The organism is Rhizobium sp. CB3060 (genome assembly GCF_025200735.1).
In the GTDB taxonomy this organism is placed as follows: Bacteria; Pseudomonadota; Alphaproteobacteria; order Rhizobiales; family Rhizobiaceae; genus Rhizobium.
Genome location: NZ_CP104158.1, coordinates 847,311 through 872,603 on the forward strand (window position 1 = coordinate 847,311; position 25,293 = coordinate 872,603).

At 60.4% G+C, this 25,293-nt stretch carries 24 protein-coding genes and 1 pseudogene; 7 read left to right on the top strand and 18 right to left on the bottom strand.

Annotated features, from left to right (window positions below):
* Positions 1-62: 62 nt before the first annotated feature.
* From N2601_RS04200 to N2601_RS04225, 6 genes are all read right to left on the bottom strand, one after another.
* Entirely contained in the window at positions 63-1,169 is a 1,107-nt protein-coding gene (locus N2601_RS04200) for a TRAP transporter substrate-binding protein (protein WP_104822576.1), read from the bottom strand.
* A 143-nt stretch (positions 1,170-1,312) separates the two neighbouring features.
* A complete protein-coding gene (locus N2601_RS04205; protein WP_104825043.1) occupies positions 1,313-3,373 on the bottom strand; it encodes a prolyl oligopeptidase family serine peptidase in 2,061 nt (686 codons plus the stop codon).
* Positions 3,374-3,496: 123 nt separating this feature from the next.
* Entirely contained in the window at positions 3,497-4,387 is an 891-nt protein-coding gene (locus N2601_RS04210; protein WP_104822577.1) for a polysaccharide deacetylase family protein, read from the bottom strand.
* A gap of 194 nt (positions 4,388-4,581) precedes the next feature.
* Positions 4,582-6,471, bottom strand: coding sequence for an ABC-F family ATP-binding cassette domain-containing protein (locus N2601_RS04215; RefSeq protein WP_104822578.1), 1,890 nt, complete (start codon positions 6,469-6,471; stop codon positions 4,582-4,584).
* A 47-nt stretch (positions 6,472-6,518) separates the two neighbouring features.
* Complete coding sequence (locus N2601_RS04220) at positions 6,519-7,025, bottom strand: hypothetical protein (protein ID WP_260303644.1); 507 nt, start codon at positions 7,023-7,025, stop codon at positions 6,519-6,521.
* 160 nt (positions 7,026-7,185) lie between these two features.
* The gene (locus N2601_RS04225; RefSeq protein ID WP_104822580.1) at positions 7,186-7,695 is read right to left on the bottom strand and encodes a DinB family protein; all 510 of its coding nucleotides are present in this window, start codon (positions 7,693-7,695) and stop codon (positions 7,186-7,188) included.
* Between the two features lie 227 nt (positions 7,696-7,922).
* Between N2601_RS04225 and ndk the strand changes: the two genes are divergently transcribed.
* A complete protein-coding gene (gene ndk, locus N2601_RS04230) occupies positions 7,923-8,345 on the top strand; it encodes a nucleoside-diphosphate kinase (protein WP_104822581.1) in 423 nt (140 codons plus the stop codon).
* A 73-nt stretch (positions 8,346-8,418) separates the two neighbouring features.
* Here the strand turns inward: ndk and N2601_RS04235 are convergent, their stop codons facing one another.
* Positions 8,419-8,928, bottom strand: a complete 510-nt coding sequence (locus N2601_RS04235; RefSeq protein ID WP_104822582.1) for a hypothetical protein — start codon at positions 8,926-8,928, stop codon at positions 8,419-8,421.
* Positions 8,925-9,476, bottom strand: a complete 552-nt coding sequence (locus N2601_RS04240) for a CGNR zinc finger domain-containing protein (RefSeq protein WP_104822583.1) — start codon at positions 9,474-9,476, stop codon at positions 8,925-8,927. The genes N2601_RS04235 and N2601_RS04240 overlap by 4 nt, the downstream gene beginning before the upstream one ends.
* Positions 9,477-9,540: 64 nt before the next feature.
* Between N2601_RS04240 and N2601_RS04245 the strand changes: the two genes are divergently transcribed.
* Positions 9,541-10,437 (top strand): branched-chain amino acid ABC transporter permease, encoded by an 897-nt coding sequence (locus tag N2601_RS04245; protein WP_104822584.1) that lies wholly within the window; start codon positions 9,541-9,543, stop codon positions 10,435-10,437.
* Positions 10,438-10,456: 19 nt separating this feature from the next.
* Here the strand turns inward: N2601_RS04245 and N2601_RS04250 are convergent.
* From N2601_RS04250 to N2601_RS04270, 5 genes and pseudogenes are all read right to left on the bottom strand, one after another.
* Positions 10,457-10,928: pseudogene (locus tag N2601_RS04250) on the bottom strand (molybdenum cofactor biosynthesis protein MoaE).
* A gap of 5 nt (positions 10,929-10,933) precedes the next feature.
* Positions 10,934-11,188: a molybdopterin converting factor subunit 1 gene (moaD, locus tag N2601_RS04255; protein WP_104825044.1), complete on the bottom strand. Its 255-nt coding sequence runs from the start codon at positions 11,186-11,188 to the stop codon at positions 10,934-10,936.
* Complete coding sequence (gene pgsA / locus N2601_RS04260) at positions 11,188-11,775, bottom strand: CDP-diacylglycerol--glycerol-3-phosphate 3-phosphatidyltransferase (RefSeq protein WP_104822586.1); 588 nt, start codon at positions 11,773-11,775, stop codon at positions 11,188-11,190. Before pgsA ends, moaD begins: the two co-directional genes overlap by 1 nt.
* Before the next feature lie 211 nt (positions 11,776-11,986).
* Positions 11,987-14,029 (bottom strand): excinuclease ABC subunit UvrC, encoded by a 2,043-nt coding sequence (gene uvrC, locus N2601_RS04265; RefSeq protein ID WP_104822587.1) that lies wholly within the window; start codon positions 14,027-14,029, stop codon positions 11,987-11,989.
* Positions 14,026-14,793: an SDR family oxidoreductase gene (locus tag N2601_RS04270; RefSeq protein WP_104822588.1), complete on the bottom strand. Its 768-nt coding sequence runs from the start codon at positions 14,791-14,793 to the stop codon at positions 14,026-14,028. Before N2601_RS04270 ends, uvrC begins: the two co-directional genes overlap by 4 nt.
* Before the next feature lie 360 nt (positions 14,794-15,153).
* On the opposite strand from N2601_RS04270, the gene N2601_RS04275 reads away from it, so the two are divergent.
* The gene (locus N2601_RS04275; protein ID WP_104822589.1) at positions 15,154-15,786 is read left to right on the top strand and encodes an outer membrane protein; all 633 of its coding nucleotides are present in this window, start codon (positions 15,154-15,156) and stop codon (positions 15,784-15,786) included.
* Between the two features lie 71 nt (positions 15,787-15,857).
* On the opposite strand, the gene N2601_RS04280 is transcribed toward N2601_RS04275, so the two are convergent.
* On the bottom strand, positions 15,858-16,700 hold the full coding sequence (locus N2601_RS04280; RefSeq protein WP_104822590.1) for an oxidoreductase: 843 nt from the start codon (positions 16,698-16,700) through the stop codon (positions 15,858-15,860).
* A gap of 124 nt (positions 16,701-16,824) precedes the next feature.
* Between N2601_RS04280 and N2601_RS04285 the strand changes: the two genes are divergently transcribed.
* Positions 16,825-17,727 carry a LysR family transcriptional regulator gene (locus N2601_RS04285; RefSeq protein ID WP_104822591.1) on the top strand — a complete coding sequence of 301 codons (903 nt, stop codon included), beginning with the start codon at positions 16,825-16,827 and terminating at the stop codon, positions 17,725-17,727.
* An 11-nt stretch (positions 17,728-17,738) separates the two neighbouring features.
* Here the strand turns inward: N2601_RS04285 and N2601_RS04290 are convergent, their stop codons facing one another.
* Together N2601_RS04290 and N2601_RS04295 are read right to left on the bottom strand one after the other, a co-directional pair.
* Positions 17,739-18,335, bottom strand: a complete 597-nt coding sequence (locus N2601_RS04290; protein WP_104822592.1) for a glutathione S-transferase — start codon at positions 18,333-18,335, stop codon at positions 17,739-17,741.
* A 24-nt stretch (positions 18,336-18,359) separates the two neighbouring features.
* On the bottom strand, positions 18,360-19,211 hold the full coding sequence (locus N2601_RS04295) for a 23S rRNA (adenine(2030)-N(6))-methyltransferase RlmJ (RefSeq protein WP_104822593.1): 852 nt from the start codon (positions 19,209-19,211) through the stop codon (positions 18,360-18,362).
* A gap of 63 nt (positions 19,212-19,274) precedes the next feature.
* Between N2601_RS04295 and N2601_RS04300 the strand changes: the two genes are divergently transcribed.
* The 3 genes from N2601_RS04300 to N2601_RS04310 all read left to right on the top strand — a co-directional run bounded on the left by N2601_RS04300 (position 19,275) and on the right by N2601_RS04310 (position 23,337).
* Positions 19,275-21,416, top strand: a complete 2,142-nt coding sequence (locus N2601_RS04300) for a molybdopterin-containing oxidoreductase family protein (RefSeq protein ID WP_104822594.1) — start codon at positions 19,275-19,277, stop codon at positions 21,414-21,416.
* The gene (locus tag N2601_RS04305) at positions 21,413-22,006 is read left to right on the top strand and encodes an NUDIX domain-containing protein (protein WP_104822595.1); all 594 of its coding nucleotides are present in this window, start codon (positions 21,413-21,415) and stop codon (positions 22,004-22,006) included. Before N2601_RS04300 ends, N2601_RS04305 begins: the two co-directional genes overlap by 4 nt.
* 161 nt (positions 22,007-22,167) lie before the next feature.
* A complete protein-coding gene (locus N2601_RS04310; protein WP_104822596.1) occupies positions 22,168-23,337 on the top strand; it encodes an alpha-D-ribose 1-methylphosphonate 5-triphosphate diphosphatase in 1,170 nt (389 codons plus the stop codon).
* Between the two features lie 11 nt (positions 23,338-23,348).
* Here the strand turns inward: N2601_RS04310 and purN are convergent, their stop codons facing one another.
* Together purN and purM are read right to left on the bottom strand one after the other, a co-directional pair.
* Complete coding sequence (gene purN / locus N2601_RS04315; RefSeq protein WP_104822597.1) at positions 23,349-24,026, bottom strand: phosphoribosylglycinamide formyltransferase; 678 nt, start codon at positions 24,024-24,026, stop codon at positions 23,349-23,351.
* A complete protein-coding gene (purM, locus tag N2601_RS04320; protein WP_104825045.1) occupies positions 24,023-25,096 on the bottom strand; it encodes a phosphoribosylformylglycinamidine cyclo-ligase in 1,074 nt (357 codons plus the stop codon). The genes purN and purM overlap by 4 nt, the downstream gene beginning before the upstream one ends.
* Between the last annotated feature and the right edge of the window lie 197 nt (positions 25,097-25,293).

The window sequence follows — 25,293 nt, forward strand, 5'->3', positions numbered from 1 at the left end:
GCCGCATTCCAAAGAGAAACCCCGGAGCATCGCTCCGGGGTTTCTTGTTTCGAATCCAATGATCAGAGCTTTCCGGCGCGTTGCTGCGTCATCATGTACACGTCGTAGCTGTATTCGGCGACCTGCGCGTAAAGATAGTGGCCGCCGCGGAACGCCTTGATCGATTCCCAGATCTTTTTGAAGGTCGGGTTCGATGCTTCCATCTCGGCGTAGACTTCGTTCGACTTGTCGAAGCAGGCGTTCAGGATGTCGGTGCTGAACGGACGCAGCTTCGCGCCTTCGGCCACGACACGCTTGATGGCTGCCGGATTGAGATAGTCGTATTTCTGCAGCATGTCGGCATCTGTTGCCTGGGCGGCGGTGCGCAGCAGCGACTGATAGGCCTTCGGCAGGCCTTCATAGGCGGCCTTGTTGAACATGACGTGTACGGTCGGACCGCCTTCCCACCAGCCGGGGTAGTAGTAATAGGGAGCGACCTTGTAGAACCCGAGCTTTTCGTCGTCATAGGGGCCTACCCATTCGGCCGCATCGATCGTGCCTTTTTCCAGCGCCGGATAGATATCGCCGCCGGCGATCTGCTGCGGCACAACGCCGAGGCGCTCCACCACTTTGCCGGCAAAGCCGCCGATACGCATCTTCAGACCCTTGAGGTCGGCTACGGTATTGATTTCCTTACGGAACCAGCCACCCATCTGCACGCCGGTATTGCCGCTCGGAAAACCAATCAGCCCTTGCGTCGCCAGGAATTCGTTGAACATGTCGATGCCGCCGCCATGGTACTGCCAGGCGTTCATGCCGCGGGCATTGAGCGCGAAAGGAACGGCCGCGCCCAGCGCCCAAACCGGATCCTTGCCCCAATAATAGTAGGAGACCGTGTGGCAGGCCTCGACCGTGCCTGCGGATGTTGCGTCGGCAGCCTGCAGGCCGGGCACGATTTCGCCGGCGGCGAAGACCTGGATGGTGAAGTTGCCGTCGGTCGCTTCCGAGACAAATTTGGACAGCACCTCGGCGCCGCCATAGATCGTGTCGAGCGATTTCGGAAACGACGAGGTCAAACGCCAGTTGATCTTCGGATTGCTCTGAGCAATGGCCGGAGCCGCCAGGGCTGCGGCAGCAACCGAGCCTGCGCCGGCAACACCGGCTTTCCTCAGAAATGAACGACGATCCATCTATCTACTCCCCCAGAGGTGAGCGGGCGGTTTGGCCCGCTCTTCGTGATCACGCCGCAACTAATCATGTCGTCAAGCGCGTTTCAAGCGCGTCGAATAATCTTACAACTGCCGATTTTCGTTTGATGTCTAAAGGACTGATTTCAATTCTCACGCGGCTTCACGATCGTCTCGCGAAGGAAGCTGTAACCCAGCGCGATACGCGCCGCGAGCTGCGTCGATGCGCCGTCGCCGCCATGGCCGCCCGAGTGGAATTCGTGGAACAGCGGATGATGGCCGAGTTCCTCCATGCGCGCAGCAAACCGCCGCGCATGGGAGGGATGAACCCGGTCGTCATTGCTGGAACTCTCGATGTAGATGGGCGGATAGGTGATCTCCGAAGCCGGCTTGAGATTGTGCAGTGGCGAATAGGAAAGCAGATAGTCCCGGTCCGCCTGGTCGTCGGGATTGCCATATTCGTCGATCCAGGCCTTGCCGGCCGGGAAGACGTGGAAGCGGGACATATCGAGCACCGGCACCTGACACCAGGCCGCGCCGAAGTCGTGCGGATAGCGTGTCAGCATCACGCCGGTCAGCAGCCCGCCATTGCTGCCGCCATTGACGGCTATGCGCTGTGGTTTGGTGTAGCCGCGGTTGACGAGATCGCGGGCGACGGCGACAAAATCGGCAAAAGCTCTGTGGCGGCCATGCCCCTTGGCGGAACGATGCCAGTTCGGACCGAGCTCGCCGCCGCCGCGGATATAGGCTTGCACATAGGCACCGCCCTGTTCCAGCCAGCGGCCGATGACTGCCGAATATTGCGGACGAACCGAAAAATCGAAGCCGCCATAGCCATACATCAAGACCGGCAGTTCACCGTGGGTCCATGTCTTCGGCAATACCAGGCGGTACGGCACTTTCGTACCATCTTCTGACGTGGCCTCGAGCAATTCGGAGGTCATGCCGTCGGTATCGAAATAGGCCGGGGAGCTCGCGGCGTGAATGAGTTCAAGCGGCTTTCTGCGGTCGGCAAGCTCCAGGCGATAGCAGGAGGGCGGTTGCAGGAAGCCTTCGCCATAGACCTGCAGCGTGTCGTCGCCGAGATGGAGGTCGGAATAGAGCGGCCAGACTGTTACAGTCTGAACATCGGCCGGCAGCGTGATTTCCTCGATCGCCGCATCGGCCCTGGTCAGGTCGAAGACGAAAAGGCGGGGCTGCAGTTTGTCGGAGACGACGAAGACGCACCATTCGCGCATCAGCAGGAACTGAGACACCGACTGTCGCTCGCCGGGCGAAAACAACACGCGCATCGCCTCGGCGCCGGCATCGGTAGCCTCCCGCGGTAAGGGTTGCAGCGCCAGGCTGCCGGCCGGGATGCGCTCGTCGGTCTTGGCGAGCCAGAGGCAATAGGAATAGTTGAGCTGGACGTCGATGTCCCTCGGCAGATCGATCCGCCGCAGCGAAAAATCCTGCTCTTTGACGAAAACGCTGGAATTGCCGATTTCGTGGCCGGTGATGAACAGCCGGATCGGCTTGGCCGTACCTTTCTTTGCGATGCCGGCAAGCACCGGATCGAAGACCAGGCAGGAGCCATAGACGTCTGTATCGGCGGTTGCGTAAAGCAAGGGTGCCTTTGCCGGCGCCTGGCCACGCTTCAGACGGCGACCGACGCGGGGCCAGCCGGAGCGGGTCGAGGAGAGGCGGTCAATCGAGCCGAAATAGGCGATCTCGTCGCGATTAAGCCAGGTGGCGTGGCAACGTGTCGGCGGCGTGTCAAATCCGCCTTCGACAATGCTTTTGGCTTCGCAATCGAACTCCAGCAGGCGTCCAAGATCGGAGCCGCCGTCGGAAAGACAAAGCAATACCCGCGTCGGTTCCCAAGGGCAGGTGATTGCGCCACGCCAGAGCCAAAGCTTGTTTTCCGATGCGCAGAAAGCGTCGAGATCGAAGATCGGCTCCCAGGGTGCGTCGGGCAAAGGGGCGAGATTGGCAGGCAATCGGAACCACATGCCGAGGGGGTGATCTGCGCTGCGGTGGAAGTCGAACAACCACTTGCCGCGGCGTACCACCTGGATCAGCCGGTCCTTACGCTCGATCAAAGCCTTGATCGCCGCCCGGTCCACCTCGAACTCAGGCGTCATCAGCGCCTGTTCAGACTGTGCATCCCTTTCAGCGACGAATTGCAGTGTCAGTGGATCGTCGTCATGCTCGAGATGGAGATTCATAAGGGACCTGATATGCCATTGATGAAGTGAGTCATATATAATCAAATCAAAATACATTCGGGGAAGCAACAGTGCTTCCCCGAATGTGTTTCATCTTACAGTTTTCCGAGGCTTATCCCGTCTTCAGCGCACAACCGTGACGCTGGCCTGAGCGATCAGGTTGGTTGCAGGTGCGGAGGTGCCCTTGTACTTCAGCGTCACGACCTTGTAGCCCTCTCTTTCGAGACGCGACAGTAGGGTTGGCAGCATGGTGGCCGTGCGCTGGTGGATGTCGTGCATCAGGATGATGCCGCGACCGCGCTTGTACAGTTGGTTCATGGTGCGGGTTACGACGGCTGAGGGCGTCGAGTTGAAATAGTCCTTGCTGTCGATATCCACATCCATGACGACGAGATCCCGCATGGCGACGGCGGTGCGCAGGTGCTTGGAATCAGCGAGATAGGGGAAGCGGAAGAAGGAAACATCCGTACCGATGACCTTGGCAACGGCGTGCTCGCCGCGGGTGATCTCGGCCATTGCCATGTCGAAGCTCATCTTGTCGAGATCGGGATGGCGGAAGGTGTGGCTGCCGATGGTGTCTCCGTCGGCAAAGACCTTGCGGGCGGTGGCCGGGTGCGCCTCCGCCATCTGGCCGACCATCATGAAGGCCGCCTTGACGCCGAATTTGTCGAGCGTGGAGAGGATGCGCTCCGTCTTGCCCGGAGCCGGACCGTCGTCGAAGCTGAGAATGACTTCCTTGTCGTCCAGCTTCAGATCGTGCAGCGAAGAAACTTCCAGCGTGCGCCCGGCGAGGTGATGCGGACCGCCGTTATCGACCGTCTCCCTGGTTTCAAGCTCGGCGCTGGCCCATTTGGTCGGCTCCATTTCGACTGGGTCGTTGGCCTTCAGCGGCTTATGACGCAGCTCTTCCGCTGCAAAACTCGTCTTCAGTGACGCCTCGTTGCCCGGTTTTGTGGCGCAGCCGGCAAGGGATAGGGATACGGCAAGGCCGGCCAAGAGAAGACGGAAGGTCATGGGAATCGCTCAACAATATAGGTCAATGAATGTTGGGCGTATTTTTTCCGATTATGGTTAATGATCGGTTAGGATTGACGCACGGATGCCGAGGGAATTAACCATTTGAAGAGGGCTGCGCGTCCTTCCGAACGAGCAAGACCGCTCCGATATTTTGGATATAAGGCATCCGTTTGTTGGTGATGCGGGATGCTCTAGCCGGCCATCCCGCTTTCATATTCAGACGAAAGCTCAAGCCATTGCTCTTCCGCGGCTGCAAGCTTTTCCGCCGCGTCGGAGCGTTGCTTGGCTTTCTCGGCCGCCTTTGCAGGTGCCTTCTCATAGAGGGCGGGATCTGCAAGTTCCGCATCAAGCGCCTGAATCAGTTTCTCCAGCTTGCCGGTCAAGGATTCGATTTCGTTGATCTTTTTCTTGAGCGGTGCCAGCGAGGCGCGGCGGTCGGCATTGAGCTTGCGCTGATCCGCCTTGGAGACGGAATCGTCAGCGCCATTAGTCTTACCCTTGTCGTCCCTCGGCTTGGGACTGGCGACGACGAGGCTGCGATAGTCCTCCAGGTCGCCGTCGAAGGTGGCAACCGTGCCGTCGCGCACGAGCCACAGCTGGTCGACAGTGGCCTCGATGAGGTGGCGATCGTGCGAAATCAGGATGACCGCGCCGGAATAGTCGTTCAGCGCCTGAATCAGCGCATTGCGGCTGTCGATGTCGAGATGGTTGGTCGGTTCGTCGAGGATCAGAAGATTCGGTGCATCGAAGGCGGCAAGCCCCATCAACAGCCGCGCTTTCTCGCCGCCGGAGAGATCCTTCACCTGCGTGTCCATCTTCTCGGTCGCAAGGCCCATCTGGGCGACGCGGGCGCGCACCTTCGCTTCCGGCGCGTCGGGCATGCGGCGCCGCACATGCTCGACGGCGGTCTGGTTGGGCACGAGATCGTCAAGCTGATGCTGGGCAAAGAAGCCGATCTTCAGGTTCGGCGCCAGCTTCACATCGCCGCTTTCGGCATCGAGGCGGCCGGAGACGAATTTCGCGAAGGTGGACTTGCCGTTGCCGTTGGAGCCGAGCAGGGCGATGCGGTCGTCGGCGTCGATGCGCAGGTTGAGGCGTTTCAGGATCGGCTTGCCGGGCTCGTAGCCGACCGCGCCGCCAGTGACGGCGATGATCGGCGACGCTGCCTGCTTTTCCGGCTCCGGAAAGCTGAAGCCCATCACATGATCTTCGATGACGGCGGCGACCGTGCCCATGCGTTCCAGCGCCTTGACACGCGATTGCGCCTGCCGGGCCTTGGTTGCCTTGGCCTTGAAGCGATCGATGAAACTCTGCAGGTGCTTGCGCGCCGCCTCGTTCTTCGCCTTCGCCTTCATCTGCAGCTCGTCGGCCTCCGCCTTTTGCCGCTCGAACTGGTCGTAGGAGCCGCGATAGAAGGTCAGCTTCTTTTGATCGAGATGGACGATGGAATTGACGGCCGTGTTCAGAAGATCGCGGTCATGCGAGATGATGATGACCGTGTGCGGATAGCGGCGGATGTAATCTTCCAGCCAGAGCGTGCCTTCGAGGTCGAGATAGTTGGTCGGCTCGTCGAGCAGCAGCAGGTCCGGCTCGGAGAAAAGTACCGCTGCGAGCGCCACGCGCATGCGCCAGCCGCCGGAAAAGGAGGAGGCGGGTCGGTGCTGTGCCTCATGGTCAAAGCCGAGGCCGGCGAGAATGCTGGCGGCGCGCGCTTCGGCCGAATGGGCGCCGATATCGGCAAGGCGCGTCTGGATGTCGGCGATGCGATGCGGATCGGTCGCCGTTTCGGCTTCCGTGAGCAGGGCGGTGCGTTCCTTGTCGGCCTTCAGAACGATCTCGATCAGCGGCTCCTCGGTACCCGGCGCTTCCTGCGCCACCTGGCCGATGCGGGCATTGCGCGGAATGGAGACCGAGCCGCTTTCGGCGGCAAGATCGCCGGTGATCACACGGAACAATGTCGACTTGCCGGCGCCGTTCTTGCCGACAAGCCCCGCCTTCGTGCCCGCCGGAAGCGTCACGCTGGCATGGTCGATGAGGAGGCGGCCGGCAATGCGGGCGGAAAGATCGGAAATCGAAATCATGGCGCGGTTTTGGCCGAACTCCGCGCCGAAGGCAAGAGCCGGAGCGCTTAGGCGCGGGTGCCGCCCGCTCGCGACGGCAGGCCGGCGCAGTCTCTCAGCCGCTCCGTCAGCTCGGTTTCGTAAAGCAGCAGGTTGCTCAGTGACGCGTTGAGACTGTCCATGGCGGCGGCGACATGCGGCGCCGTTTCGATCTCGCGGGCAAAGCACTGTTTCTTCATCAGCCCCTCAGCCAGTTGCGCGGCGACTTCGCGCAGCATCTCGGCCGCATCCGCCTCGGATTTCCGCGCGACCAGGCCGCAATGGCTGACGAGGCGATGTTTCAAGCCGATATCGTCGAGGCTGGCTTGCGAGGGGGCGGGGCCAAGCGCTGCGATCTCGCTGGCGATCTTGCGATCCGAACCGTGGAGCGCTTCATGGAAAAGCTGGTAATTGCGCGGCAGGGCTTTGACTTTCAGCTTGGCCATATGGCGGCCGATCATCTCGAGGTCGGTCGCTGCCTCGCTGTCGTCATTGCCGATGGGATATGCTGAAACACCTGCCTGCGAACTCTTCATGCCTGCTCTCTGATGATCCGCTACCTGATATATTTCGCAAATTGCAGGTGCGCAGGTTAAGGCAACATGAACAGAACGTCATACTGGCGGGATATTGCAATAAAATTAGACAGTCGAACAACGCCAAACTGTATTGGGGAATGCTGGCTCGCGCCCTGCTTCACATCCAGCGCTTTCCGTCCGTGCGCACGAAATAAATCAGATCGAGACTTAGCGACGGTTTGCCCATTGCCGTCAGTATCATGTGGCATTGGCCGCGGTGGTGGGTCTGATGGTTGAAGAAATGAGTGAGCGCCGGCATCAACGGATGGGTGATGACACCTGGCCGGGTAATCGGCGTGTAGGTGATGTCGGCAGCAAGCGCCTCATCATCGAGCGTGTCCATCCAATCGATGATGCGCCGGTCCTCAGCCTCGCGAGCGGCACGAAGATCCGTAAGATTGTCGTGCAATATGATGTCCAAGGCTGCCGGCATTTCGCCGATGCCGGTGAAGCGATGCATCCAGGCGCGATCGCCGACCAGAATGTGATTGAGCGTGCCGTGCAGCGAGCCGAAAAAGGCGCCTCGGTCCTCGCGATACTCGGCATCGCTGAGCTCAGCGGCGGCATCGTAAAGCAGGGCGTTGGCCCAGCGGTTGTAATCGGCGAACATTCTGTAATGTCTCAGCATCCCGGCCTTCCTCCAAAAGCAATGAAGCAAGCATAAAATGGAAAGGAGTAAATGGGGCTGATGGCGCCCACGAAATTTGCTGATGGGTTGTCAACTGGCCGTCAGTCTCGCTCCGAATCGGGCATCCTGAGTGTGACAGCAGCGTGAAATTGGCGCGTCCCCCTTGTTTTCAGGCTGTGGGGCGGGTAAAGACCGCCCACTTTTCTCTGACGACAAGGACGTGACCCATGGCGATTGAACGCACTTTTTCGATGATCAAGCCGGACGCAACCAAGCGTAACCTGACCGGCGCCATCACCAAGATTTTTGAGGACAATGGCCTGCGCGTCATCGCTTCCAAGCGCGTTTGGATGAGCAAGCGCGAAGCCGAAGGCTTCTACGCCGTTCATAAGGACCGTCCCTTCTTCGGCGAGCTCGTCGAAGGCATGACCTCCGGCCCGACCGTCGTTCAGGTTCTGGAAGGCGAAGGCGCCATCCTGAAGAACCGCGAAATCATGGGCGCGACCAACCCGGCCAACGCTGCCGAAGGCACGATCCGCAAGATCCATGCTCTGTCGATCGGCGAAAACTCCGTTCACGGCTCGGACGCTCCGGAAACCGCTGCGATCGAAATCGCCTACTGGTTCTCCGAAACCGAAATCGTCGGCTGAATCAGTCATTCAGCCTGCGCGCTGAAGCAATTGAATTCATAGAAGAAAGCCGGGGTCTTGCGCTCCGGCTTTTTCATGCCGGGCAGGCCTGGTCGTGGCCATAGTCTATGCTGCCATCGGCTTTGAAGACATCCGGGTTCTTTGTATAGCTCGGGCCGACCACGAGCGGCCTCGTCGGCAGCACGGTCTGGTCGAGATCGGATTTCACCTCGGTCTTGATGATCTGGATCGTCTTGTCGCTGGCATCGACCAGCTTGATCGAGACGGAATAGGGGCGGTCCTTTCGCACGCAGCGCAGATCCGGGCTTTCGAGCGTGATCTTGTCCCAGAACGTATAGATCTTCTCCCGCACCACCAGTGGATCGCCGCCCATCGGGTTTTCGAATTCTGCGACCGCCGTCGTGCCCTCCGGGATCGGCGCGATCTTCTTCAGCGTGATCATGTAGCTCGCGCTCGCGACGCGATAGTTGAAGACGAAGAGCCGGCCGCTGAGTTCGGTCGGACCGTTGTCGGCCTGCCGCTGACAGCCGGCAAGCGCAAGGCCCGCAATTGCGGCCATCAAGACGATCGCCTGGGTTCTCATGGCGCACTCTCCTCCTTCTTGCGGCGATAGTGCCGGTTCGCCTTGGCGCGGTTGCCGCAGACCGCCATGTCGCACCAGGCCCGGCTTTTGTTCTTGCTGCGGTCGATGAACAGCCAGCCGCAGTTGCGGCAGATTTTCATGCGGTCCGGATCAGGCATGGCAATGAGCCGCAGCGTCGAATGCACCGTCGCGGCGTCGAGCCCATCGGGCGAGGTGGCCCGACGCAGCACCTTCGACAGCGCCTCCAGCAGATCGGCCAACAGCGCGTCGGCGTCACGGTCGAGGATGCGGGCGCGAAAATAGCGATCGATCGCTTCACGCAGATCGAGAAAGCCGGATCTATTCTCCTGCCTCACCGGCAGGATATCGCCGAACAAGGCCCGCTCGGCGCAGAAATTCATCGCCGCTTTCGGAAAGCTTTCCATCTGCCCCGGCGCCTCGAAACGATCGGTGCGCCGCTCATCGTCGTGGCGCATTATGACGCTGTTGGCGACGTCCAGCGCCAGTGCGCCGCCGGAAAACCGATGTGGGGTCCAGGAAAAGCTCATGCTCAAAATTATAACTAGTAAAATGGATTTTACTAGTTACTATTCGTCGATATCCGGAGGTTCCATGGCCTATCTCCTGCAGCAATTGGCAAATGCCGTTCCGCTTGCCGCACTCTATGCGGCGCTGGCTTTCGGCTATGCCGTTGCTTTCGGTGTGATGAAGCGGGCCGATATCACCTATGGCGCGCTGTTCGCCTTTGCCGGCCAGATGCTGGTCCTGTTCACCGACGTCGGCTACACGAGGATGTTTCTCATTCTTCCGGCCGCACTCGCCTTCGGCGCTGTCATTGCGCTCGCCTATACGCTGGGGACGAGCTTCCTCATCGGCCGTTCGGTCATGCTGCCGCTGTCGCGCAAATCGCCCAATACGATCATCGTCGCAGCCCTCGGAATGATGATCATATTGATGGAGACTGCGCGACTGGCCTCCAATACACGCGGTATTTGGCTACCGCCTTTCCTCAATGAGATGATCGTCTTCTGGGACAGCGGCAATTTCCGGGTGACGCTGACCGAGATCCAGCTCATCAATACGGCGCTAATGGTTGTGGTGATCCTCGGGGGCGCCTATGTGCTGAGATATACCGGATGGGGGCGCATCTGGCGGGCGGTGACGGATGATGCGCTGGCGGCCGAGCTTTGCGGCACAAGTGCCAACCGCGTCTTTCTCCTGGCGTATATGGCCTCGGCATTGGTCGCAACCGCCTGCGGCCTGCTGGCGACTTGCTATTACGGCACGATGGATTTCGGCGCCGGGCTGATGTTCGGGCTGAAGGTGCTGATGATTGCCGCTGTCGGCGGTTATTCCGATCCGCTGAAATCGGCGGGTGGCGCGGCATTGCTCGGCCTTTTCGAGACCATGTGGGGCGCCTACGGGCCGTTCCTCTGGCGCGATTTCGTGATCTTCTCGTTGCTCGTCCTGCTGCTGGTGTTGAGCCGGCGGGAGCGTGTGGCCCCGTAGAGCAATTGCGCTCTAAAGCCTATTCTTTATCGGCCCATTTGGCCCGCGCGGCATCGTCCGCATCCTTGGCCGAAACCCAATCGCCTTGCCTGCCGTCTTTTGCATGTTCCTTCTTCCAGAAGGGCGCCGAAGTCTTCAAAAAGTCCATGAACGAAATTGGCGCCGTCAAAGGCAGCTTGCCGATGCGAGGCGGCGGCGATGACGAGGACGATGTTTTCTCCCGGCGCAATTTTGCCGTAGCGATGGATGGCGGTCAGGCCGCGAAGCTCGAAGCGTTCGATGGCGAGCGTCGCGATGCGGGTGATTTCCGCCTCCGCCATGCCGGGATAGTGTTCGAGTTCGAGAGCGTCGAGCATGCCGCCTTCGTCGCGGCAGAGGCCGGAAAAGGTCACGACAGCGCCGATATCATGCCGTCCTTCGGTCAGGCGGTCGATCTCGGCCTGAAGGTCGAAATCGTCGCTTTGAACCCTGACAAACGGCCCGGCAGCCATGGTCGTCACCCACCCGTCATCGGCGGGAACAATCCAATCTCGCGCGCCCCGGCAATCGGTTCGTCATGATCGGCATGTTCCATATCGATGGCGACGCGGATCGCCTCCGGAAATTGAAGCGCCGTCTCGTATTCCTCGCCCAAGCTCTTCAAATGATTCAAGAGATCGCCAACGGTGATCACCTCGGCGGGAAGAGAAATCTCTTCTTCTCCCTTGCCAATCCGCTCACGTACCCAGGCGAAATAGACGAGCTTCGTCATCATTCCTCATCCACCACATGCTTCAAGCCGGCGCGGAAATAGTCGTAGCCGGTGTAGATGGTCAGTAGCGCTGCGACCCAGAGCAGGACAATGCCCATCTCCGTCGTATAGGGTATCACCTTGTCGCCGGCCGGCCCAGCCAGCAGGAAGGCGATGGCGACGAGCTGAGCGGTCGTTTTCCATTTGGCGATGCGCGTCACCGGCACGCTGACCTTCAGCGCCGCCAGATACTCGCGCAGGCCCGAGACGAGAATTTCGCGGCAAAGGATGATGATGGCAGCCCAGAGCGACCAGCCGGCGATCGTGCCGTCGGCAGCGACCAGCAGCAGGATCGCCGAGACCAGCAGCTTGTCGGCGATCGGGTCCAGCATGCGGCCGATATTCGACGTCTGATTCCAGATGCGCGCGAGATAGCCGTCCAGAAAATCGGTGATCGAGGCGATGATGAAAATCCACAGCGCCACCCAGCGCGCGAAATCGGACCCCTCCAGTTTGCCTTCGACGAAGAAGCACAGGACGATCAACGGCACGCAGAGAATGCGGCCATAGGTGAGCAGATTGGGAATGCTATATGCGCGCGAAGCCATGGAAATCGTTTCGTTTCAGTTGTTTCACCGGACTAAAATAGCCTTCCCCCAAGGCGTCATCTCGTTCCAGCTATTTGATTTAGCATGATCTTATCCAAAAACCGTCCCGCACCTCTTGAGATCATGCCTTAGATGGCGGTTTGAGGAGCTTGCCGTCAATATTGTTTCTGTTTTTTCACCGTCATTGCGTGGAATTTGCGACCAGCTTTTCTTATTTCGCGGCGTCCTCGTGAAAATGGTTATAGACCTGCCGCGCCACGGCTTCGGATATGCCTTCGACGGCCATCAGGTCGGATAGGGCCGCGCGCGACACGGCCTTTGCGGTGCCGAAATGCTGCAGCAGCGCCCGCTTGCGCGAAGGGCCGATGCCGCCGATTTCGTCCAGCGGGTTTTTCACCATTTCCTTCTTGCGGCGTGCTCGATGCGAGCCGATGGCAAAACGATGGGCCTCGTCGCGCAGGCGCTGGATGAAGTAGAGCACGGGATCACGGGGCGGCAGGGTGAAGCTCTCGCGGGCGGGCGCAAAGAAGCGCTCGCGTCCGGCATCGCGGTCGACACCCTTGGCGACGCCGATGGCGATGACGCTGTCGGTAATTCCGAGCTCCTCGAGAATGGCGCGCACCGCTGTCATCTGTCCTTGGCCGCCATCGATGAGGATGACGTCCGGCCAAGCGGGGAAGGGCTGATCCGCAGCGTCAACGGCTGCGCTCTCCGTATTCGGGCTGCGGTCCGGCTTGCCCTCTTCCTTCAGCAGGCGAGAAAAGCGCCGGGTCATGACTTCGCGCATCATGCCGAAATCGTCGCCGGGCGTGATGTCGGTCGATTTGATGTTGAACTTGCGGTATTGGCCTTTGACGAACCCTTCCGGCCCAGCCACCACCATACCGCCAACCGCATTCGTGCCCATGATGTGCGAGTTGTCATAGATCTCGATGCGTTGCGGCACATAGGGAAGCTGGAATGTCTCCTTGAAGCCTTCGAGCAGCCGCGATTGTGAGGCGGTCTCGGCAAGCTTGCGGCCATGCGCTTCGCGGGCATTGGCAACGACGTGATCGACGAGGTCGCGCTTCTCGCCGCGCTGCGGCACCAGGATCGTGACCTTGTGCCCGGCCTTTTCGCCGAGCGCTGCTGCCAGCAGCTCGATTTCCTCGACCGTCTCCGATAGCAGGATCTGCCTCGGCACCGGCTTGTCGTCGTAGAATTGCGCCAGAAACGCATTCAGCACTTCGGCGCCGGAAAGCGACGGGTCAGCCTTCGGGAAATAGGCGCGGTTGCCCCAGTTCTGCCCGGTGCGGAAGAAGAAGACCTGGATGCAGGAAATGCCGCCCTCGTGATGGATGGCAAAGACGTCGGCTTCTTCGACGCCGGCGGGATTGATGCCCTGATGGCTTTGCACATGCGACAGCGCCGCCAGCCGGTCGCGATAGACGGCGGCGCGCTCGAAATCGAGATCCTCAGCGGCAGCGTTCATCGCCTCCGCCATATGGGCTTTCACGTTCTGGCTCTTGCCGGAGAGAAAGTCCTTCGCCTCCTGCACCAGCTCCGCATAGCCCTCATCGCTGATCTCGCGGGTGCAAGGCCCTGAGCAGCGCTTGATCTGATAGAGCAGGCAGGGTCGGGTCCGGGTCTCGAAAACGCTGTCGGTGCAGGTGCGGATCAGGAAGGCGCGTTGCAGCGAATTGATGGTGCGGCCGACGGCGCCCGCTGACGCGAAGGGGCCGAAATACTCACCCTTGCGGGCACGCGCGCCGCGATGCTTGAAGATCGCCGGTGCCCGATGATCGCCGGTGATGAGAATATAGGGAAAGGACTTGTCGTCCCGCAGCAATACGTTGAAGCGCGGCCGTAAGCGCTTGATCAGATTCGCTTCCAGCAGCAGCGCTTCGGTCTCGGTGCGGGTGGTGACGAACTCCATATTGGCGGTTTCGCGCACCATGCGGGCGATGCGGTTGGAATGCACGCGGCCCATCGCGTAGTTGGCAACACGCTTCTTCAGGCTGCGCGCCTTGCCGACATAGAGCACGTCGCCGGCTTCGTTGAACATGCGATAGACGCCGGGATTGTTCGGCAGGCGCTTGACGAATTCTGCGATCAGTTCCGCGCCCTGAAGGCCGGTTTCATTCTTCCCGCCTTCGTTCCAGTCGACGGGCACGACGGGGGAAGCGCCGGCATCGGCTTCCACCTCGATGTCGTCCTCAATGTCCTCTGATTCGTCATAGAGAATGCCGCCGTCGGGCAGCTTTCGTCCGTTCATTCCATGCTCTCCGACACATCGGGCGTTTCCCAGGCAAGATGCTGGCCACCATCGAGCGCTATCATTTGGCCCGTGATCGAAGGCGTGTCAAAAAGAAAGCGGACGGTGCGACCGAATTCCTCGAGGCCGGGCGCAGCCTTCAATATGAGACCATCGATCTGCGCTTGGAAGTCCTCTTCCGTCTGTCGGACGCTGCGCACCGTCGGACCGGGGCCGATGGCGTTGACGCGGATGCGCGGCGCAAAGGTCTGCGCCATCGTCTGGGTCGCCGTCCACAGGGCGGCCTTCGACAAGGTATAGGAATAGAAGCGTGGGTTCAGCGCCCAGACGCGCTGATCGACAATGTTGACGATCAACCCCGGGATGCCTTCCGGAAGCTGCCGCACGAAATCCGCGGCGAGGATGGAGGGCGCGCGGACATGCACGGCAAAATGCGCGTCGAAGGCTTCGGCGTCGAAGTTGTCGGCGGAATCACCCTGAAAAACGGAGGCGTTGTTGACCAGGAGATCCAGCGGTCCAAGCTCCGAAACGGCCCTTTCGATCAGCGTCGATGTTTCCGCCGAATTTTGCAGGTCGGCCTTGATCGCAATTGCCTTTCTGCCCTGTTGCCGCAATTTCGCCACGACTTCGGTTGCCTCGGCGAACGATTGATTGGCATGCAGCGCCACCGCAAAGCCGTTAGCCGACAAATCCTCTGCGATTGCCCGGCCTATTCTTTTTGATGCACCTGATATAAGCGCTGTGCGTAGTTTTTCCTGGCTCAAGATGCTGCCTTTTCGTCGCCATTACCCAACTGGCACTCATATAGGTCGTCGATACACCATATGAAAAGATGCTTCTGCACGGAGATCCGCAGCGGCGACCTATGTAAAACTTCAGTTATATTTCGATTAAAATAAGTATACATGCTTTAACCAAGCATTAGGGTTAACAATTCGTCTGTTGCGCTCAAGCAACATCGAAATTCAGCCACCTCTGCGCCACAATGATATCATATTTTAGCTCTTCGAATTCCTCATTTGCATTCCAATTTCAGTCCCGATCCGGGAGGGACATCTTGTAATTGCTCGTGGTGCTTCGAGGTCATCAGTAGACGAAGAACACGGGACTGAAAGGAGAAAAGTATGCGTACTCTCATCACGACCCTCATGGTCTCTGGTTTCGCCCTCGGCGGCTTCACCGCGGCTCATGCAGCCGACGCTGTGGAGCAGGTTCCGCAGCCGCCCGTCGCCCAGGAGGCTCCGCCGGTTGTCAACAACTGGGCCGGTTTCTACATCGGTGGTGCTGGCGACTGGAATGCCGGCCACTTCAATCACAACGGCAACTCCTACGCTTTCGGCGGTGAGGCTTTCACCGGCTACAACTGGCAGCAGGGCCAGATCGTATATGGTGTTGAAGGCGACCTCGGCTACGCCGACTCCGACTCGACCCGCAATGGCCTTACCGCCAAGAACGGCGTAAACGGCTCGGTTCGCGGCCGTATCGGTTACGACTTCAACCCGTTCATGCTGTACGGCACTGCCGGTCTGGCAATCGGCCAGAACAAGCTCGAGGACGCTACCTCGTCTGAAAGCAAGACGGCTGTTGGCTACACGGTCGGTGCAGGTGCTGAAACCTTCATCACCAACAACATCACGGCTCGTCTTGAGTACCGTTACACCGACTACGGCAAGAAGGATTTCAACCTCGACTCCGGCAGCTTCTCGCGCGGTTATGACGAGCAGAGCGTCAAGGTCGGTATCGGCGTCAAGTTCTGATAATTTGATGGCATAATCTAACGAAAGCCGGGGTTCTCGCCCCGGCTTTTTCCGTTTCATGGTTCTGATATTTACGCGGCGTCCTTCGGGAAGTCCGTCGAGACGGCCAGTTCGCGCCAGTCGGCTAGTTCCTTGACGACGTATTCATTCTTGGTCTCGATCACGCCGACCGTATCGGAGCCGAAGGGCATGCGCAGCGGCGGGTTGGCCGAATGTGCAAGCGTGATCATCGACTTTGCAAGCCGTGCCGGATCGCCGGGCTGGCCGTGGTTGTGACCGGCGGCGAAATCGCGCATCGCACCGGCAGGCGTGTCCTTGTAGTCGCCAATCGAGCTCGGGCTGACGGCGAGCGAGCTTTCGTCAAGGAAGTCGGTCCGGAAGAAGCCGGGTTCGACAACCGTGACCTTGATCCCCAGCGGCTGCAGTTCCGACGCCATTGCCTCGGACAGAGCTTCGACTGCGAATTTCGTTGAGCAATAGACGCCCCAACCGGCAAAGCTCTGGTAGCCACCGACCGACGACATGTTGATCACATGGCCGGAACGTTGGCGGCGCATGTGCGGAAGGATGGCGCGCGTGACCTTCAGCAGGCCGAAGACGTTGGTGGCATAGATCTTCTCGATTTCTTCGGCTGTAGCCTCTTCAACTGCACCCAACAGGCCGTAGCCGGCATTGTTGAGAAGAATGTCGATCCGGCCGAAGCGCTTGACGGCTTCTGCAGCCGCTTCATGGGCCTGTGCCTCGTTCGAAACGTCGAGGGCAACGGGCAGGAGGTTCGGATGATTGCCGAACTTTTCCGCAAGGCCTGCGGGGTTGCGGGCCGTGGCGACAACGGCGTCGCCGGCTTTGAGGGCTTCCTGAGCTATGAGGGCGCCGAAGCCGCGGGATGCACCCGTAATGAACCAAACGCGCATGACTTTCTCCTTTCGTGGGGTTGCAATTCCGTGCGCGGAATTTGCTTGCAGGGGAAAGATAGCTTGATGGCTCTGATGAGGTAATCTATCTTCTCCTCCTTGAAGTGCTGAGAAAATCTCATCAATGCGGCGCATCCGTTCAACCGATCTGGCAATTTTCCTGGCCATCGCCCAACACCGCAGCTTTCGCAAAGCCGCGGTCGAACTCGGCGTGACGGCTTCAGCGCTCAGCCATTCGCTGCGGGCGATCGAGGAACGGCTGGACGTGCGGTTGGTCAATCGCACCACCCGCGGCGTCGGCTTGACGGAGGCCGGCGAGCGCCTGTTCGAGCGTATCCGCCCGGCCTTCCTCGATATCGACGATGCGCTTGAGGATCTCGATAAATTCCGCGGCCAACCCTATGGCAAGCTGCGTATCAACGCCCCGCGCCCCGCCGCCAAGATGGTGTTGTTGCCGATCGTATCCCGTTTCCTGAGGGCTTATCCCGCTGTCGAAATGGAAATCGTGGCGGACGATGCGCTCGTGGACACGGTTTCCGGCGGCTTCGATGCCGGCGTGCGGTTCGGCGAAAGCATCGCCGCCGACATGATCGCCATCGCCATCGGCCCCCGCCAGCGGACTGCGATCGTCGGTTCGCCCGAACATTTTCAGCGTTTCGCCAAACCGGTCACGCCGCATGATCTGAAGGATCACCCGTGCATCCGCTATCGTTTCCCGAGCGGCACCTACTATCGTTGGGAATTCGAACGCGGCGGCATTGAGCTGGAGATTGAGGTACAGGGGCCGCTGACGCTCGGCGACCTCGACATGATGTTCGAAGCCGCCGTCAACGGCTCCGGTCTTGCGTTCATGTTCGAGGATCTCGCGCTGCCGGCTTTGAAGGATGGCCGGCTGATCCGTGTGCTGGAGGACTGGTGCCCCTATTATCCCGGCTTCTTTCTCTATTATCCAAGCCGCCGGCAGTTGCCGACCGCCTTGCGCGCCTTCGTCGATTTCATCAAAATCGACAGTTCGCGCCAGGGCTAAGAGAGGCGCCGTCAGGCCCGCGGCTTCATAGCCTGATAGTCCGGAAAGTGTTTTTCGAACTTGCTTGCCCAATCGATAAGGTCAGCATGGTCCGCTTCCCACTGTCCCTCGAAGCGCAGTTGCAGATAGCCTATCATGGACGCTAGAGCGAAATGCCCGCCATGCAGTTTCTTGCCGATCTTCGGCGGTTCGGCGTTGAGGTGGGCGAGCGCGCGGCTCACTTTCGTCCACTGCCGGTCGATCCATGGCTGATGCTGCTTGTCCTGATCGCGCAAGCGCCGCTCGTAGACGATCGACAGGAGGCAGTCATTGGTGCCGTCGCAAAGCGCTTCCAGCACCTCGGCGTCTATGCGTTTGCTCTCCTTGGCAGGATAAAGCGTCTTGCCCTTCAGCCGATGGAAATGATGCATGATCGCGCGGCTGTCGAAGATCGACACGCCGTCTTCCGTCAGCAGCGTCGGAATCTTGCCGAGCGGATTGTTGTCGACCAGCAGGGCCGGACCGGCATTGGTGTCGACATGGATTTCGGTGAACTCGATGCCGAGATGGCGGGCTGCCATCCGCACCTTGCTGGAGAAGGGGGAAGCGGGCGAGCAGAGAAGCTTCATGGGATCACCTGGGCGAAAGAAATATCAGTGTTCGCCGCGCAGCCAGAAGGCGCGTTGCGAGGCGAAGCGGTCTTGCGCCAGCATATCCTTCAGGGCCGGCAGCAAGGCATGCAGCTCGTCCTTCAGCGTAAATGGCGGATTGACGATAATGAGGCCGGAGCCGGTTAGTCCGGTGAAGCCGCGATCGCTTTTGACCGTCAGCTCGGCGCAGAGCATCTTCGGAATCTCCAAAGCCTGCAATGCCTCATGAAAAGCCTTGATCGGTGCATCCTTCTTGAGTGGATACCATAGGCAATAGGTGCCGCCGGGAAAGCGGCGCCAGGCTTTCGCAAGTCCGTCTGCCAGCCGTTCATATTCGCCGTCTTCTTCGAACGGCGGATCGACCAGCACGATGCCGCGCTTCTCCTTCGGCGGCAGATGCGCGCCGAGCGCCAGCCAGCCATCGAGCTCGGTGATGCGCGCATGGTGATCGCCCTCGAACAACCGATGCAGCCGCTGGAAATCCTCCGGATGCAGCTCCATCGCCGATAACCGGTCCTGTGGGCGGAACAGCATGCGGGCAAGCTTCGGGGAGCCCGGATAGAACCGCAGGCCACCTTCGGGATTGAGCTCGCGGACGGCGGTCAGATAGGGCTCCAGCAGATTGGCCACTTGCGGCACAAGTTCGGCTTTCAGCAGCCGGCCGATACCATCCAGCCATTCGCCTGTCTTCTGCGCCTCCTCCGAAGAGAGATCGTAGAGCCCGATGCCTGCATGGGTGTCGAGAACACGGAAAGCCTTGTCCTTGTTCTGCATGTAGCGGATGAGACGGGCTAGTACCGCGTGCTTCAGCACATCGGCGAAATTGCCCGCGTGGTAGATATGCCGATAGTTCATTGTCGGTGAAGTCCGCATGAATTGTTGCGATGGGCCAGATTATGCCTTTTGGCCGGACAAGGCATGAAATATACAAACGGCATGAACATTGCGACCCCCATTCACGCCAAATCCCCGGTCGGCCACACGGCCTGTCCGCACGACTGTCCCTCCACCTGTGCGTTGGAGATCGATCTGACGGAGGACGGCAGGATCGGCCGCGTGCGTGGCGCGGGCGATCATTCCTATACCGCAGGCGTCATCTGCGCCAAAGTCGCCCGTTATGCCGAACGGCTTTACCATCCGGACCGGCTGACGAAGCCCTTGCGCCGCGCCGGGGCGAAGGGAGAGGGCCAGTGGCAGGAACTCTCCTGGGACGACGCGCTGGACGAAATTGCGGATGCTTTCGTCAAGGCTGAGGCTAAAGACGGCAGCGAAGCGATCTGGCCCTATTACTATGCCGGCACCATGGGCTGGGTGCAGCGCGATTCCATCAATCGGCTGCGCCATGCCAAGCGCTATTCCGGTTTCTTTTCCTCGATCTGCACAAACCCCGCCTGGACCGGCTTCACCATGGCGACGGGCACGCTGCGTGGTCCTGATCCGCGCGAGATGGGCCGTACCGATTGCGTGGTTATCTGGGGGACAAACGCGGTCGCGACCCAGGTCAATGTGATGACCCATGCCGTGAAGTCGCGCAAGGAGCGCGGCGCCAAGATCGTCGTCATCGATATCTACGACAATCCGACGATGAAACAGGCCGACTTAGCGCTCATCGTCAAGCCGGGCACGGATGCCGCGCTCGCCTGCGCCGTCATGCACATCGCCTTCCGCGACGGCTATGCCGATCATGCCTACATGGCCAAATTTGCCGACGAACCGGCAGGTCTCGAAGCGCATCTCAAGACGAAGACGCCGGAATGGGCGGCTGCGATCACCGGCTTATCCGTCGATGAGATCGAAGCCTTTGCCAAGCTGGTCGGCACGACGAAGAAGACCTATTTCCGCCTCGGCTACGGCTTTACCCGCCAGCGCAACGGCGCGGTCGCGATGCACGCGGCAGCTTCCGTCGCCACCGTGCTCGGCTCCTGGCAATATGAGGGCGGCGGCGCCTTTCATTCCAACAGCGATATCTTCCGCATGGACGCGAGCGAGCTGACCGGCCGGTCGATGCTGGACCCGGATATCCGCACGATCGACCAGTCGCAGATCGGCCGGGCACTGACCGGCGATGCCGTCGCTTTGCGCCATCGCGGCCCCGTGACGGCGATGCTGATCCAAAACACCAATCCGGTGAACATCGCGCCGGAACAGCGGCTGGTGAAGCGCGGCTTTGCGCGCGACGATCTCTTCGTCGCCGTGCACGAACAATTCATGACCGATACTGCCGAGATGGCCGATATCGTCATCCCGGCCACCATGTTCGTCGAGCACGACGACATCTACCGCGCCGGCGGGCAAAACCACATCCTGCTTGGCCCGAAGCTGGTCGAGCCGCCACCGACGGTGCGTAGCAATCTCTTCGTCATCGAGGAACTGGCGAAGCGCCTCGGCGTCGCCGATCGTCCCGGCTTCGGATTTTCGGCCCGCGAGATGATCGACCGCATTCTGGAGCGAAGCGGTCTGCCGGATTACGATCATTTCCTCGAACACAAATGGTTCGATCGTCAGCCGGCTTTCGAGGATGCGCATTTCCTCAATGGCTTCGCCCATCCCGATGGCAAGTTCCGCTTCCGTCCCGATTGGATCAACCAGCCGGCTCCGAACCGGCCGCCGGAAGCTGTCGGCCTGCTCGGCCCTCATGTCGCGCTGCCGGAGTTTCCGGATCAGGTTGACGTCATCGAAGTTGCCGATCCCGATCATCCATTCCGGCTTGCCACATCGCCGTCGCGCAATTTCTTGAACTCGAGCTTCGCGGAAACGAAGACCTCTCGCCAGAAGGAAGGTCGCCCGGAAGTTATGATCAATCCCGCGGATGCCGCAGCGCTGGACATCGCCCATGGCGACCTCGTTCAGCTGGGCAATCTCAGGGGCGATATCCGCATTCATGCGCGCATCACGGCCGAGGTGAAGCCGGGCGTGCTGATCGCCGAAGGCTTATGGCCGAACAAGGCGCATGTGGACGGCGAAGGGATCAATGTTCTGACCGGCGCCGATCCTGTTGCCCCTTATGGCGGCGCGGCTGTTCACGACAACAAGGTCTGGCTGCGCAAGGATAGAGCATGAACAAGTTCGACGAGGCGAAGGCCGAGATCGTCAGTGAGAAGACGCTTTCGGACCAATGGACGCGGCTCAGCAGCTTCGACATCGACTACACGGATTCGACGGGCGAGACGCATCGGGTGAAGCGGGAAATCTATCACCGCACGCCTGCCGCCTGCATTCTGCTCTACGACCCCAAGCGCGAAACGGTCATCCTCGTGCGGCAATTCCGCCTGCCGGCCCATCTCACCGGCTTTCCAGCCTGGATGATCGAGGTACCCGCCGGCTTGCTCGACGGTGATCATCCGGAAGAGGCGATCCGCCGCGAGGCAATGGAGGAAACCGGCTTCCGCGTCCGTGATGTCCGCTTCCTGTTCAAGGCATTCACCTCGCCGGGCGCTGTTACCGAGATCATTCATTTCTTTGCTGCTGTGGTCGATACGACGGACCGCATCGGCAACGGCGGCGGGCTTGCCCACGAACATGAGGATATCGAGGTGCTCGAAGTGCCGCTCGCCGAAACCATGGCGATGATCGAAGCCGGCGAGATCTACGACGCCAAGACGATCATGCTGTTGCAATGGGCGATGTTGAACAAGGCAAGCCTGAAATAGCCTGAAATAAGACCGTTCGGCGGTGCTTAATGGCTGCCAAAATCAGCGTCGCAGCTTTCATTATGATGTCACGAATCGCGACTACCGAGGGGCGCTCGCCGGAAAGGTCCGGTCCACAGCCATACCTTCAAAACGATTGACGCTATTTCAGGAGAAAGCCGATGTGGCTCAGCAATTTCACGCTCGTTCTTCCCGATGAAGTCGTCGATCAGGGGGCTATCCGCATCGAAGATGGCGTGATCGCCGAGATCCGGTCCGAACCGGTGGAAGCTGCGACATTCGATGGCGGCGGACGGCTGCTGATGCCGGGCTTTGTGGATCTGCATGGCGATATGATCGAGCGCGAAATCGCTCCGCGGCCGAATGCGACGATGCCGATCGATTTCGGTATCCATGAACTCGACAAGAAACTCGCCGCCGCCGGGGTCACCACCGCCTATGCCGCCGTCTCCTTCGCCACAGAAAGTGTCTATGGCCATGTCCGCTCGCTGGAGACCACCTCGGCGGTGATCAAGGGCATCAACAGCCTGCGTGATCACCTGCTGATCGACCACCGCGTTCATGCTCGCTACGAGATCACCAATGTCGGCGCGGCGCCCACGTTGGAGCGGCTCCTGGAAGATGGTGTCGTCGATATGGTCTCGCTGACGGACCATACGCCAGGGCAGGGGCAATATAACAATATTGAAGCCTATCTTCTCAGCATGTCGGAGCGCCGCGGCATCACCCGTGAAGCGGCCGAGGAAGTGCTGGCCCGGCGCATCGCCCTGCGGCAGGATCCGGATATCGAGCTGAAACTGCGCGATATCATCGGCCTAACCTTGAAGCACAAGCTGTCGCTCGCCTCGCATGACGATGACAGCGCCGAAAAGGTGGCCGAAATGTTCGATCTCGGTGTCACGATCAGCGAATTCCCGGTGACGCTGCCGGCCGCCGAAGAGGCGCGTCGTCGCGGCCTCTGGACGCTGATGGGGGCGCCGAACGCGTTGCGCGGCCAATCCATGTCCGGGAATCTGAGTGCGCTTGATGCGGCCGGCGCTGGCCTTCTCGGCATCATCGCTGCCGATTATCACCCGGCCGCTTTCGTGCCGGCCATTTTCAAGATCGCTGAGGTTGCCAGTGGTGGTCTACCGGCAGCCGTGGCCATGGCGACGGCTGGTGCCGCGCGCGCTGCGGGGCTCACTGATCGCGGCGAGATCGCCGTCGGCCAGAAGGCCGATCTGGTTGCCGTCGAGCACGGTGCTGTTCACCGCATCCGCGCCACCTTCCGCAACGGCCGCGTCGTCTACAGCGACGGTACGCTTCATCCCCTGATGGCAATGGCTGCGTAAGGGGAAAGCGGCTAGATCTGATCGATGTCACCGAGCAGTGAAATAATCTGCGGGGCACGGGCAACGGGCGTCTTGGTGGCAGCAATTGCCTTGCCGTCTTCCATGCGCACCTTGCCCTCAGCCAACAACCGAAGCGACTGCGGATAAAGCTGGTGCTCGATCGTGAGCACGCGGGCGGCAAGCGTTTCGGCCGTGTCGTCGGTCAGCACCGGCACGGCTGCCTGGCCGATCGCCGGGCCTTCGTCCATGCCCTCGGTGACGAAATGCACGGTGCAGCCGGCGATCCGCTGGCCGGCGTCGATGGCGCGTTGATGCGTGTGCAACCCGGGGAAAAGCGGCAGCAGCGAAGGGTGGATATTGATGATCCGGCCTTCGTGGCGCTGAATGAAGCGCCCGGAGAGAAGACGCATATAGCCGGCGAGGCAGATGATATCGGGTGACAGCGCCTCGAGCTGCGCAAGGATTGCCTCCTCATGGGCCTCCTTGCTGGCAAAATCCTTACGGACGAAGGCGAAGGTAGCAATGCCCTCGGCTGCGGCTTTCGCCAAACCGCCGGCATCTGCCTTATCGGAGATCACACCGACAATTTCGGCTGGATAATCCGAAGCCGCCGCAGCCTTGACCAGCGCCATCATATTGGAGCCGCTGCCCGAGATGAAGACGACGACGCGTTTGCGGCTCGAACTCATATTGCCAGCGTGCCCTTGTAGACGGTGCCGGCAGCGCCTTCGTCGCGGGCGATCATACGGCCGAGCGTGACGATGCTTTCGCCCTCGGCTTCAAGCGCTGCCTTGACGGCCGCTACATTCTCGGCCGCCACGACAGCGATCATGCCGATGCCGCAATTGAAGGTGCGCAGCATTTCCTTGGCCTCGACGCCGCCTGTCTTGGCGAGCCAGGAGAAGACCGGCGGCACTTGGACGGCGGCCAGATCGATCTCGGCAGCAAGATGCTTCGGCAGCACCCGCGGAATATTCTCCGGGAAACCGCCGCCGGTGATATGGGCGAGCGCCTTGATGGCATGCGTCTCGCGGATCACCTTCAAAAGCGGCTTCACATAGATGCGTGTCGGCGTCAGCAGGGCTTCGCCGAGCGCCTTGCCCTCGGCAAAGGGAGCCGGCGCGTCCCAGCCAAGACCGGAGATGCCGACGATCTTGCGTACCAGCGAAAACCCGTTGGAATGAACGCCGGAGGAGGCAAGACCGAGAATGACGTCACCCTCGGCGATATCGCCGGAGGGGAGAAGCTGCCCGCGTTCGGCCGCACCCACGGCAAAGCCGGCGAGATCGTAATCGCCATCGGAATACATGCCCGGCATTTCCGCCGTCTCGCCGCCGATCAGCGCGCAACCCGCCTCGCGGCAGCCGGCTGCAATACCGCCGACGATCGCGGCACCCTGATCGGGATCGAGCTTGCCGGTCGCGAAATAATCGAGGAAGAACAGCGGCTCGGCGCCTTGGACCACAAGATCGTTGACGCACATGGCGACGAGGTCGATGCCGACGGTGTCGTGATAGTTCGCGTCGATCGCGATCTTCAGCTTGGTGCCGACGCCGTCATTGGCGGCCACCAGCACCGGATCGGTGAAGCCCGCAGCCTTCAGGTCGAAGAGGCCACCGAAACCGCCGATTTCGCCATCGGCGCCGGGGCGGCGGGTCGAACGAACCGCCGGCTTGATCTTTTCGACCAGCAGATTGCCGGCATCGATATCGACGCCCGCGTCGCTATAGGTCAGACCGTTTTTTCCAGACTGGCTCATGCTTTCGCCTCCGGTGGCCATCGTTCCAATTGGAACAATTTTAATCGGGTCGCCATTGCATGACAGGAACCTTTATGCAAGGCGCTAGCGCAGGCAAACCCTCGATTTTCCCCGCTTCACAGCGCTCCAAGGCCGATTTCCGGCCGCAGGCTTGACCATAATTGCGGCGTCATCCTATGTCCTAAGCGGGCGGCAAC